10 protein-coding genes are annotated in these 12120 nt (G+C 35.4%); 4 read left to right on the plus strand and 6 right to left on the minus strand.

Annotated features, from left to right (window positions below; translation table 11 throughout):
- Positions 1 to 1798, minus strand: a 1798-nt coding sequence (locus AB4Y90_RS13010; protein ID WP_441557996.1) for a reprolysin-like metallopeptidase, incomplete at its 3' end; no start/stop codon positions are given.
- 315 nt (positions 1799 to 2113) lie between these two features.
- Here AB4Y90_RS13010 and AB4Y90_RS13015 point away from each other — a divergent pair.
- Positions 2114 to 3028: a DUF4349 domain-containing protein gene (locus AB4Y90_RS13015; RefSeq protein WP_441557997.1), complete on the plus strand. Its 915-nt coding sequence runs from the start codon at positions 2114 to 2116 to the stop codon at positions 3026 to 3028.
- Positions 3029 to 3166: 138 nt separating this feature from the next.
- On the opposite strand, the gene AB4Y90_RS13020 is transcribed toward AB4Y90_RS13015, so the two are convergent.
- Both AB4Y90_RS13020 and AB4Y90_RS13025 read right to left on the minus strand, forming a co-directional pair.
- Positions 3167 to 3532, minus strand: coding sequence for a hypothetical protein (locus AB4Y90_RS13020; protein ID WP_441557998.1), 366 nt, complete (start codon positions 3530 to 3532; stop codon positions 3167 to 3169).
- 23 nt (positions 3533 to 3555) lie between these two features.
- A complete protein-coding gene (locus tag AB4Y90_RS13025) occupies positions 3556 to 4695 on the minus strand; it encodes an acyl-CoA dehydrogenase (protein WP_441557999.1) in 1140 nt (379 codons plus the stop codon).
- A gap of 255 nt (positions 4696 to 4950) precedes the next feature.
- Here AB4Y90_RS13025 and AB4Y90_RS13030 point away from each other — a divergent pair, with 255 nt between their 5' ends.
- Complete coding sequence (locus tag AB4Y90_RS13030; RefSeq protein ID WP_441558005.1) at positions 4951 to 6315, plus strand: AMP-dependent synthetase/ligase; 1365 nt, start codon at positions 4951 to 4953, stop codon at positions 6313 to 6315.
- A 236-nt stretch (positions 6316 to 6551) separates the two neighbouring features.
- Here the strand turns inward: AB4Y90_RS13030 and AB4Y90_RS13035 are convergent, their stop codons facing one another.
- Positions 6552 to 7328, minus strand: a complete 777-nt coding sequence (locus AB4Y90_RS13035) for a zinc ribbon domain-containing protein (RefSeq protein WP_441558000.1) — start codon at positions 7326 to 7328, stop codon at positions 6552 to 6554.
- A 2-nt stretch (positions 7329 to 7330) separates the two neighbouring features.
- Positions 7331 to 8428 carry a Nif3-like dinuclear metal center hexameric protein gene (locus AB4Y90_RS13040; protein WP_441558001.1) on the minus strand — a complete coding sequence of 366 codons (1098 nt, stop codon included), beginning with the start codon at positions 8426 to 8428 and terminating at the stop codon, positions 7331 to 7333.
- Positions 8429 to 8488: 60 nt separating this feature from the next.
- Here AB4Y90_RS13040 and AB4Y90_RS13045 point away from each other — a divergent pair, with 60 nt between their 5' ends.
- Positions 8489 to 9316: an ion transporter gene (locus tag AB4Y90_RS13045; RefSeq protein ID WP_441558002.1), complete on the plus strand. Its 828-nt coding sequence runs from the start codon at positions 8489 to 8491 to the stop codon at positions 9314 to 9316.
- 42 nt (positions 9317 to 9358) lie between these two features.
- Complete coding sequence (locus AB4Y90_RS13050) at positions 9359 to 9520, plus strand: hypothetical protein (RefSeq protein WP_441558003.1); 162 nt, start codon at positions 9359 to 9361, stop codon at positions 9518 to 9520.
- Positions 9521 to 9632: 112 nt separating this feature from the next.
- On the opposite strand, the gene AB4Y90_RS13055 is transcribed toward AB4Y90_RS13050, so the two are convergent.
- Positions 9633 to 12032, minus strand: coding sequence for a T9SS type A sorting domain-containing protein (locus tag AB4Y90_RS13055; protein WP_441558004.1), 2400 nt, complete (start codon positions 12030 to 12032; stop codon positions 9633 to 9635).
- Positions 12033 to 12120: the final 88 nt, after the last annotated feature.

The raw sequence follows: 12120 nt of genomic DNA on the forward strand, positions 1-12120 counted from the left end.
TTGTTACATTAGGTGTACTTACAGGAGCAGCAGTAGTATTGGCAACATTCCAGGTGATCGCATAAGATTGTCCTTCAGTCCACACAACTCCTGCAGTATTTTGTGAAGTTACTGTAAACGGACCTGCACCTGCATTTACTGTAACAACCATATCATCTGAGTTATTTCCTGAGCCTCCCGCTCTGTTATCACGGGTTGTAAATCTGAAATTATAAGTTCTTGCAACATTTGACAAAGCTTCTACAACAATAGGTGAAGCTGTACCGACAGGACTTGAGGCTGTAGTTGCTCCTAAAAGCACTCTGTCTAATGATGGAAAATATCTGATCGGAACTGCTTTTGGAGTGTATGATCTGAAAGTAGGACCCGATGCTTTCGTTGCAGTTGCTGCAGAATTTGCTCCCGTTTGCCCGGTAACAGCATTATCCATTTGTTCCCAAATATAAGTTAAAGCATCACCGTCACCATCAGTTCCTGCTCCTGTAAGTACAAACGGAGTTCCTTTAGGAATGATATAATCTGATCCTGCATCTGCTGTAGGAATAGTATTGCCTGTATTGGTCGTGACCGGGCAGGTTTTAGTTTTAATATTATTGGTAATTTGCTGAATACTTATAGCATGGAAATATGGRTCGGAATTCATTTGAACATTTTGATTTGTAATACCCGCATATGCCATTATTGTAGATCCGGAACCTGGTTCCATATTTACACCGGCTCCTTCCAAGTTCATTGAAAATGTATGATTTCCCCCGAATTGATGCCCCATTTCGTGTGCTACATAATCAATATCGAAAGTATCACCCGACGGAATCCCATTTGCCGGAGAAGTATATCCGCTTCCTTTTGATCCATTTGTACAAACACAGCCAATACATCCTGCATTTCCACCTCCTCCGGTAGCTCCAAACAAGTGACCAATATCGTAGTTTGCCTCTCCGATTGTAGCAGTCAAAGTATTTTGCAGTTGAGCATTCCAGTTACCCATTTGAGCAGCTGGAGAATAAGGGTCTGTAGTTGCATTCGTATAAATAACGTTATTATTATTCGCAATGATAATCATTCTAGCCGAAAAATCTTTTTCAAAAACTCCGTTTACACGGGTCATGGTATTGTTCATTGCCGCTAATGCTCCTGCTACAGTTCCGCCAAAATAAGTGGTATATTCACCTGTACAAGACAGAGCCAGTCTGAAAGTTCTTAGTTTGCCGTCATCAGCATTTGGTCTTGCGGTAAGATTTGAGTTATCAACACCTTTTTGGGCAACATCAAGTACAGTACATTCAAACTTATCTAAATTTCCTTTTCTATCAGATTTTTTATAAACTACATACGTTGAAAGATCTTTTGTATATGGTTCGATAAAAACGGCAGACTTATCTCCGTAAATCTCCATTGAAGATAATCCCAATGGCGAAACACTAAAGTAAACGGTAGAACTAGGATCTTCAAGACCTACTCCTAAATAAGATTGAATATCCGGATATTTTGCTGCCAATTCAGGATCAAAGTTTGAGTTTTCTCTTACTTTAAAACTTTTAAGTACCCCATCAGAATTAGGAAAAGAAACGATAACATCTGATTTTCCTTTAGCAGAAAAACTTTTAGGTGCTTTCGCCAATGCGTTTTTTAAATTATCAAAATCAAGATTATAAATTCTTGGTTTAATAATATTGGTCTTATTCTCAAATATTTCCGAATTGGTTTTTTGAGACGTTTCCTTCCATAATCGGCTTGTCTGCGCTAAAAAAACATTGGAAATAAGAAATATTCCCATCACAAGTAGTTGTTTTTTCATATAGTTATTTACTTTTTAATTAATATTTAAAATATGTTTTTACATTTAAAATAATTTACATCATCATCAAATGCAACATATAAAGATCTTCATTACGAAAGTCTTAAAAAGCAAAGGTAATTATTATTATATTTCCAATGAATATTTTCTTTTAACATTTTTAACATTTAACGAAATTATTTGTAAACACCTTACAATTAATTTACAATTAACTGGTTTTCAATATTATAAAATTTTACCAAAATCATACATTTCTTTTACAAATACTACTGAAAATCCACTCCTAATTTTACTCCAACAAAAAAAAATAATCTTATGAAAAAGTTCATTGTATTAGTTGGAGTATCAAGTGTATTTATAATGTGTAAGAAAGGTGAAGCAACGCAGCCTCAATTTGAAAATGCAATTAGCAGCGCAGACAGTGCTGTTGCAAATGTCGGTGAGAAAATCAGTTCTGTTAATAAAGAAGCAGAAGCTGTATTTGACTCTGCAAGTATTAAAATTAAAGATTTTGAAAACACAAAAAGCGAAGCGGTTCAAAAAATGGAGGAAACTTCAAAAAGCATCGATTCTCTTTCTGAAAAAATAAGCAGCATGAAGTTGGAATCTAAATCTGAGAAAAAAGATTCTCTCCAAAAAATCGTTGTAAATGTTCCCGCTCCGAAAGTTATTAAAGAAACGAAAATTGTTTACAAAGACAAGCCAAAGCAAGCAGAAAAAATTTCACAGAACAGAATGCTGAAAACCGGAATCCTGGAACTGAATGTAAACGACGCAGAAACCGCAAGAGAAACCGTAAAAGAATTAGTAAAAAAATACGACGGATTTGTAAAAAGTGAAAACACATCTCTTAATAACAACGACACTAAAATTGCTTACCTGAAAGTAAAAGTCCCTATTCAGAAATTTGATTACCTGATGGACGATCTGAGCTTCAATATCGGGAATGTGGAAAATAAAGGAATCGATGTAAACGGGCAGGATTTTGTAAACAACACCTTATGCGATATGGAAATTACATTATACGGAAGCCCGGAAAGTGCTTTGGTAAAAGACAAACCTGAAACATTCGGCGCAAAATCTTTGGCAGCAGTATCTTCCGGATGGGATGTAATTACCTCAATTTTCTTATTTCTCCTTCCGCTTTGGCCACTTTTTGTAATTGCCGGAATTGGGTATTATTTCTACAAAAAAAAGAACAACAAACCCTCTGGAAATCAGCCAAACTAAAATTATTTAAAAATTTTAAGAAAATTTAAAAGAAAAAAATGTGAAGTTTCAGTTTTTCCTTTTAAATTTATCGCTTCATAATTTTATTATTATGATTTGGTGTAAAAGAAAAGGCTCTCGATTTGAGAGCCTTTTCTGTTATTTCATGTTTACTATCTTATCTACAACATATCTTGTATTTCCTCTCCACGGAAGAGCACCTTTGTATTCTTTATAGTGAAGGTCAAAAGTTTTACCGCTGTTGAGTTCCAATTGCCTGAAAACTTCGGGATCAGATACAGAAAATTCAAATTCATAGCTTGTAATGGTTCCTGTTTTACCTCTTCCGAAACCTTCCTGAATCAATTTGCCTTCATAAGTTTTAAAAACATAGCCTTTTTTGATGGCATAATTCAAATATCCGGATTTTACGCCTTCTCCGAAAACGAAGAAAAACTTGTACCAGACAAAAACTCCTACGAGAAGCAAAACGACTCCTATCGTAATCCACAAAGATTTTTTCATAAGATAGTGTTTGATGTTTTTAATTATTTTGAAATACTTCTTGAAATCACAATTTTCTGGATTTCAGAAGTTCCTTCATAGATCTGGGTGATTTTTGCATCACGCATCATTCTTTCTACGTGATATTCTTTTACATATCCGTATCCACCGTGAATCTGTACTGCTTCAATTGTAGTATCCATCGCAACCTGAGAAGCGTATAATTTTGCCATTGCTCCGCTTTCAGAAATATCTTTTCCGGCATCTTTTTCGCAAGCTGCCTTAAAGCAAAGCATTCTTGCAGCTGTAATCTGAGTTGCCATATCTGCCAATTTGAAAGCAATCGCCTGGTGATTGATAATTTCAGTTTTGAAAGCTTTTCTTGTTTTAGCATATTTCAAAGCCAGTTCGTAAGCTCCCGAAGCAATACCTAAAGCCTGAGAAGCAATACCGATTCTACCACCGTTCAAAACAGCCATCGCAAAGTTGAATCCGAAACCGTCTTCGCCTATTCTGTTTTCTTTTGGTACTTTTACGTTGTTGAAGATCAAAGAATGCGTATCACTTCCTCTGATTCCTAATTTATCTTCTTTTGTTCCGATTTCGAAACCTTCCCAACCTCTTTCAACGATAAACGCATTGATTCCTTTATGCTTTTTCTCAGGATCAGTTTGTGCGATCACGATATAATAAGTAGCCGTTCCACCATTTGTGATCCAGTTTTTGATACCGTTTAATAAGTAGTAATCTCCTTTATCTTCAGCCGTTGTTTTCTGAGAAGTTGCATCAGAACCGGCTTCAGGCTCAGATAAAGCAAAAGCTCCGATTACTTGTCCGCTTGCTAAAGGCGTAAGATATTTTACTTTTTGCTCTTCAGAAGCAAATTTTTCAAGACCTGCGCAAACCAAAGAGTTGTTTACAGACATTACCACAGCAGCAGAAGCATCAATTTTTGCAATCTCTTCCATTGCCAAAACGTAAGAAACGCTGTCCATTCCTGCTCCGCCGTATTTTGGATCAACCATCATTCCTAAAAGCCCCATCTCTCCCATTTTCTTCACTTGCTCAGCCGGAAACTTCTGGTCACGATCTCTTTCGATAACTTCCGGTAAAAGTTCGTTTTGTGCAAAATCTCTTGCTGCCTGCTGAATCATCAGCTGTTCTTCTGATAAATTAAAGTCCATAAAAATTTTCTATTATATGGTGGCTAATTTACACTTTTTAACTAAATCTGAAAACAGATTCATTAATTGGGAGTTAATCAAGGTTTCAGGCAGATTTATAATTATTCAGAAGATATTATTTTAATTTGAATTATTAAAAATATTAGGGCATACATTTTATTAAATTCTAAACAATAAGAACCTATTTCGTCAGTTAAAAAAAATTCTTATATTTAAAATCCTAACTATTATTTGAAAAATTATGGCAATCAAAAGATTATTCGATATACCTCACTATGCTTTAGAACATCTACCCCAAAGCGATATGTTTCTACACAAATTGAAGTTGAAGATCTTTCAAAAGCGATCAATACACAAGATTTGGCTACATTAATTTACACTTCCGGAACAACAGGAAAACCTAAAGGAGTAATGCTGACTCACGAAAATATTGTTTCCAATGTTTTAGGCTCAATTCCGAGAATTCCAAAAAGAAAAAGTCTGGATTATAAGGATACACGAGTTTTAAGCTTCCTGCCGATCTGCCATATTTTTGAGAGGATGCTGTTTTATCTTTTCCAGTACAACGGTTTTTCGATCTGGTTTGCCGAAAGCATCGAAAAAATGGGAGAAAACGTAAAAGAAGTGAAGCCGCATTACATGAGCGTTGTACCTCGTTTGGTAGAAAAAGTGTATGATAAAATTTACGCAACCGGCTCTTCTGCAGGTGGAATCAAACAGAAAATTTTCTTCTGGGCATTAGATATTATCCAAAAAAAGAAGGAAGTTTCGAAACCTTCGGGATTGTTTGAAATTATTGCCGATAAATTAGTTTTCAAAAAGTGGAGAGAAGGTTTGGGCGGTGAAATAATCACGTTAGTTTCAGGATCGGCAGCTTTGTCTAAAAGATTAAATCTGATGTTCCAAAACGCAGGGATTCCGATTCTGGAAGGTTACGGCTTAACTGAAACTTCACCAGTAATTTCGGTAAACTCTTTCGGAAAAATGAAAGTGGGAACCGTAGGTCATCCGCTGGATAATTTAACAGTGAAAATTCAGGAAGACGGTGAAATTACCGTAAAAGGACCTTCTGTTTTTAAAAGTTATTTTAAAAATGAAGAGCAGACCAAAGAAGTATTTACAGAAGACGGATTTTTCAAAACCGGAGACATCGGCCACATCGACAGCGAAGGCTATTTACAGATTACCGACCGTAAAAAGGAGATGTTTAAAACTTCTGGAGGAAAATATATTGCTCCGCAAACGATTGAAAATCTAGCTAAAGCTTCGAAATTTATAGAACAGATTATGGTTGTTGGTGACGGCGAAAAAATGCCTACAGCTTTGGTACAACCTGATTTTGAATTTGCCAAAAGCTGGGCCATGAGAAATAATTTAAGCATTGGTACAACTCCGCAAGAGATTGCAAAAAGCCCAGAATTGAAAGCAAGAATAGAAAAAGAGATTGATGACATTAATGAGCATCTTGGAAACTGGGAAAGAATCAAGAAGATTGAACTGACACCAGAAGTCTGGGGGATTGAAGGCGGGCTTTTAACGCCTACTTTAAAGCTGAAAAGGAAAGCTATTAAAGAGAAGTTTATTGATTTGTATAATAAGATGTATGAGCATCATGAATAATATAAAATGGAGCCGTTTCTGATGAGAAGCGGCCTTTTTTATTGTAATGAATTTAGATTTTATAATTTTTAAAACTATCTATTCATAAAACAAATCACCCCGTCAAAAATTTCTTTGAAATTTTCGCCACCCCTCCAAAGGAGGGGAATTTAAATTATCACTAACTTTCGGAATTAGCATAAAAAAAGCTGCCTCAAAATTTGAGACAGCTTTATATTTTTAGTAAAAATGTATAATTAAAATTTAATTACAGATTTCATTTTTTCAGTTTCTTCCATTACCAACTCGTCATCAACAAGGATTTTCCCTGAATGCTCATCAATAATAATTTTCTTTCTCTGAGCGATTTCCATTTGCTTTTGAGGAGGAATTGTAAAGAATGATCCTTTAGGAGCACCTCTTTCAAGACCTACAACTGCTAAACCTGTAGAAGAGCTTGTTCTGATTCTGTTGTAAGAAGCCAACAATCTTTCGTCGATTTTAGAAGCAAATTCTTTAGATTTTTCAAGAAGATATTCTTCCTCTTTCTGCGTTTCAGAGATAAGACCTTCCAATTCTTCTTTTTTGAATTTAAGGTGGCTTTTCAAATCATCGATTTTTGCAGTTAACTCATTTAAAGTTTCTTCTTTATGAGAAATTTTAGCTCCAAATTCTCTGATTCTTTTTTCAGAAAGCTGAATTTCAAGTTCCTGATATTCTATCTCCTTTCCTAAAGCTTCAAATTCTTTATTGTTTCTTACGTTATCTTGTTGAGATTTATATTTATCAATAAGCGTTTTTGCATGGTTGATCACCTCATTTTTGGTATTGATCTGATCATTCTGTTCTTTAATATCTGCATGAAATTTCTCAGCTCTTGTTTCAAGACCTTCAATTTCAATCTCAAGATCTTCAACTTCGATTGGCAATTCTCCTCTTGTGTTACGGATTTCGTCTAATCTTGAATCAATGATCTGTAAATCATATAAAGCTCTTAATTTTTCTTCAACTGAAATATCTGTTAAATTTGCCATATCTAAAGGAAATAATTTACTGGGTTTGTTTTTTCGCTAGATTTTAAGATTGCAAATGTACTAATTTTTTGTGATAAAATTTCAAATAATTGTTGGGCAACCCATTGTTCTGATTCATAATGCCCTACATCGCAAAGCAATATTTTAGATTCTGCCTGAAAATAATCATGATATTTGAGATCACCGGTAATATACGCATCGCATTTTTTTGCAAGCGCAGATCTTATTCCGCTGGCTCCGGAACCGCCCAAAACTCCTACTCTTTTTATTTTCTTCTCTGTAAAACCTGAATGCTTAATAATCTCAACATTGAATTTATCTTTAATAAATTTCAGAAAATCTTTTTCATCCATTTCCTCATCAAATTCGCCATACATTCCTAATCCTGAATATTGATTTTCATTATCTAAAGAATAAATCTGATGCGCCACTTCTTCGTAAGGATGCGCATTTTTCATTGCTGCAATGATCTGGTTTTGCTTATACGCTTCAAAAATTACAGAAATCATATTTTCGTCTGCATTTTCTCTCACATTCTGCTGTCCTGAAAAAGGATTTGAACCTTCAATTGGCCTGAATGTTCCGCTTCCTTCAATTGTAAAGCTGCATTCATCATAGAAACCAATATTTCCTGCGCCCGCCGAAAAGAGTGCTTCTTTTACCTGTTCGGAATAATCGTTTGGAACATAAACCGTCAGTTGCTTTAAATTATTTTTTTTAGGCTGAAGTATTTTTAAATTTTTCAACCCTAAAGCATTGCAAATTCCGGCATTTACTCCGAAATAATCATTATCAAAAGCTGTATGAATGGCGTAAATGGCAACTTTATTTTCAATGGCTTTTAAAACCGCTCTTTCCACGTAATTTTTACCGGTAAGAGATTTTAAACCTGAAAAAATGATAGGATGAAAGCATACGACAAGATTACAATTTTTAGTAACCGCTTCCTGTACAATATTTTCCAAAGCGTCATGACACACCAAAACTCCACTCACATGACGATCCGGAATTCCGCACAAAAGCCCTACATTATCAAAATCTTCCGCCTGTGGCATTGCAATATGTTGTTCTATAATAGAAATTACTTCTTTTATTGTCATTTTATTCTGTAAGTTTGTCACGAAATTAGTTATAATTTAGTTAAAATAAAAAAACACATCATGGAAAGAGAGCACAATCTTGTTCCGGGAGATAAGCTTTGGAAACGGTTTTTGTACCGTGTTATTTACCGATCAGATACGAAACTCGGTAAACTGTTTGATATTGCGCTTTTATTGCTTATTTTAATAAGCACTTTCATTATTATGATGGAGAGCGTGCCAAAGCTTGATAAAAAATATCACGTCTATTTCATCATTTCCGAATGGATCATTTCTGTGTTTTTCACTGTAGAATACTGGTTAAGAATTGCAGTTTTAAAAAATAAGAAGCATTATATTTTCAGCTTCTTTGGAGTTATTGATTTTTTATCTTTAGTTCCGTTTTACCTGAGCTTCTTTTTTCCTGTCACCAAATATTTTCTGATTTTCAGAATGCTCAGAATGCTTCGTGTTTTCAGGGTTTTCAATCTTTTAGATTTTATGAATGACGGCTCTGTTATTGTACGTGCATTAAGAAACAGCTCAAGAAAAATCTATATTTTCCTTTTATTTTTAATTATATTTTCTGTAATAGTAGGTTCCCTGATGTTTATGGTGGAAGGCGGAAGACCGGGCTTTGAAACGATACCTCAATCTATTTACTGGGCTGTAGTTACGGTAACAACGGTAGGTTATGGCGATGTTTCACCTATCACTCCGATGGGGAAATTTTTCGCAGTTGTTCTGATGCTTGCGGGTTATTCCATCATTGCTGTTCCTACAGGAATTGTGACGGCAGAAATGAGAAATAAAAGACAGAACCTGGAACTGATCTGTGACCGTTGCGGAAATGAAGATATTGATGACGATGCAAGGTATTGCAAACAGTGTGGCAAGAAATTGGCTTAGTAGATTTTATACAAATTGATCTATTAACCAAATTTCAGAATCATGGAACCACAAAAGAAAAACAAACCGCACATTACGGTTGTAATTTTATTCTCTTTAATTGTATTGATGGTTATTGTTTACTTTATACTCGTCACATTCTTTCCCGGCGTTTTTTCAGGGATGAATACAGGAGATTTACAGCCTGTGAAACCCGACAATTAAAAAAATAAAAGACTTTCCTGATGGAGAGTCTTTTTTTATTGATTTCCAAGATAAAATAAAAAAGAGACCGTTCAGCTGACTGGTCTCTCGTTATAAGAAATTTTAAAATAAATTATTTTTTAATTGCTTTAATGGTTTGCTTAGAACCGTCTTTCATATTCAGAACAACCAAATACATTCCTGAATTTAATTCTCTTAAATTAAGTGCAAACTCTGGTTTATCAAAGGTTTTCACCAATTTACCTGATACATCTACTACAGAAATAAATTTCACATTTGAAACATCTGAAATATTCAAAACATCAGTAAATGGATTTGGATAAGCTTTGATGTTATTTTCATCAGCCTTCACCTCATTAGTTGCTAAAGCAGGAGATGCTACGCTGGAAATAGATATTTTAAAACTGCCTTCCGAATAATCTGTAGAGCCATCATAATGACCAATATTAACATAATATGTTGTCCCTGCTGTTGTATTAAACGTTAATGTTTCAACATTATTGACAGTACTACCATAATCATCTACAGAATCTACACAGGTAAATGAGCCACAAGAACCTGTATACACTCCTATTTCAACATCCCACGCTGTTGTATTTTCTACCTTTATTGTTGTACTTGTACCATCACCTGTAAAAGTATACCAAACCCCGTCATTCATACCGGAAGTTCCAGAACAAGCACTAATAAAGCTACCATTATTAGTTGCCGCTGAACCATCATTTTGAGTGAAAGTATAAGGTAATGAAGCTACTGTTGTTGCTGTACCGCAACCGTCGTTTGCGGGAGGTGGAGGTGGAGTTCCTACACAAATTTTGAAACTATCATTATATCCGGAGCCATAATAATTATACACTCGGATGTAGTAAGTCTGGCCTACCGTTAAACCTGATACTGTACCTGTATCCGGGTCAGAACACAATAGACTTGTTGAAGTTCCGCATGTTCCGCTTAAAACCTGGAAATACATATCTGTAGAAGTACCTACTGTAGCTACCACATCAGAAAGTGCAATTACATGTGAAGTAGCTGTTGCTATAAATGAATACCAAACATCATCGTCCGGTGTTCCAGAGCAAGCTCCTGCAGCCATAGATTGGCTTGCTCCCGTTGTATTTCCTGCAGTTTTTACAGCACAGTTAAGATCTGCATTTACTGTCAAAGCAATTGCTCCTGTACAATCGTCATTTGCCGGAGGTGGAGATGGAGTTCCTACACAAATTTTGAAACTATTATTATATCCGGAACCATAATAATTATACACTCGAATGTAGTAAGTCTGCCCTACCGTTAAACCTGATACTGTACCTGTATCTGGGTCTGAGCATAATAAACTTGTTGAAGTTCCGCATGTTCCGCTTAAAACCTGGAAGTACATATCTGTAGAAGTACCTACTGTAGCTACAACATCAGAAAGAGCAATTACATGTGAAGTAGCTGTTGCAACAAATGAATACCAAACATCATCGTCCGGTGTTCCGGAGCAAACTCCTGCAGCCATAGATTGACTTGCTCCCGTTGTATTTCCGGCAGTTTTTATAGCACAGTTAAGATCAGCATTTACTGTTAAAGCAATTGCACCTGCACAATCGTCATTTGCCGGAGGTGGAACTGATGATGTTGTAAAATTTCTTTCAGTACATCCAGCAGAAACATTGGCTCCGTTATAAGCTTTAATAGTATAAAAATATTGTGTAAGCGGGCTAAGCTGTTGTGCAGCGGTAAGCGTATAAGAAGTAACGCTTCCTACATCAAAATTATTAAGAATATTGGTTGCTCCTGCGGAAGTTCCTATACTCAATAGGTATCCTTGTGCCCCATTTACAACATTCCATGTAAAGGTTGGTCTTGCTGGAACATTCATTTGCCCAACTGTAGGGTTAACCACTGAAGGACATAAAGGAACCGGGTTTAAAGTTAGTCCCATTAAAGTTATATTAGATAATAATTGATTGCGACCATCTGCTGCAATTGGAGAAGCAGGATTAATATCTACATTATCATTTCTATAATACATACTGCTGTTCGGAACTTCAGAGTCTGAACCATAAAAATAATCAGAATAGGAATTAAAATCAGGAGTATTTTCATGCACCGCAACCACAAGATTATCAGTATTATTATACGCAAAAGGTGCAGTAAAAGTGATCTCAACTACACCGGCGTTATTGGTAATTGTTCCTGAGAAAACCTGGGTCATTGAAGAAACCGGAATCCAGTTTGTAGCGGCTGTTCCTGCAAAAGCGGTTAATGAAGTATGACCTACATACACAGTCCATTGATTAGATTTGTCAAGATTAGCAGTGGCAGGAAGATAAAACTTCAGTCCTGTAATATTTCCCGGACCCGCCGCTGCATTAATTTTTGTTTTGGAAATAATCTGCTRGGTATAATTGTATCCCCAGTTAGAGGCAATAGGGTAAGGATTCGTTGTTGTTCCCGATCCCAAGGTGATCTGAGCATTCATAAATGTGCCTATTAAAAATAGACCTAAGAGTAATAATCTTTTCATACTTGTTATAATTTTAAATTAAAGAGCTAATTTAACAAATAATAATAATAAAAATTCATTTTTTTTAAATAAAACACAATACTAAAGC

It is taken from the genome of Chryseobacterium sp. 2TAF14, from assembly GCF_052115105.1.
Taxonomy (GTDB): domain Bacteria; phylum Bacteroidota; class Bacteroidia; order Flavobacteriales; family Weeksellaceae; genus Chryseobacterium.

Excerpts from the sequence above, each read along its gene's own strand:
- AB4Y90_RS13035 (WP_441558000.1), bottom strand. The coding sequence starts at position 7,328 with ATGGCAAATTTAACAGATATTTCAGTTGAAGAAAAATTAAGAGCTTTA.
- AB4Y90_RS13025 (WP_441557999.1), bottom strand. The coding sequence starts at position 4,695 with ATGGACTTTAATTTATCAGAAGAACAGCTGATGATTCAGCAGGCAGCA.
- AB4Y90_RS13045 (WP_441558002.1), top strand. The coding sequence starts at position 8,489 with ATGGAAAGAGAGCACAATCTTGTTCCGGGAGATAAGCTTTGGAAACGG.
- AB4Y90_RS13040 (WP_441558001.1), bottom strand. The coding sequence starts at position 8,428 with ATGACAATAAAAGAAGTAATTTCTATTATAGAACAACATATTGCAATG.
- AB4Y90_RS13020 (WP_441557998.1), bottom strand. The coding sequence starts at position 3,532 with ATGAAAAAATCTTTGTGGATTACGATAGGAGTCGTTTTGCTTCTCGTA.
- AB4Y90_RS13050 (WP_441558003.1), top strand. The coding sequence starts at position 9,359 with ATGGAACCACAAAAGAAAAACAAACCGCACATTACGGTTGTAATTTTA.
- AB4Y90_RS13015 (WP_441557997.1), top strand. The coding sequence starts at position 2,114 with ATGAAAAAGTTCATTGTATTAGTTGGAGTATCAAGTGTATTTATAATG.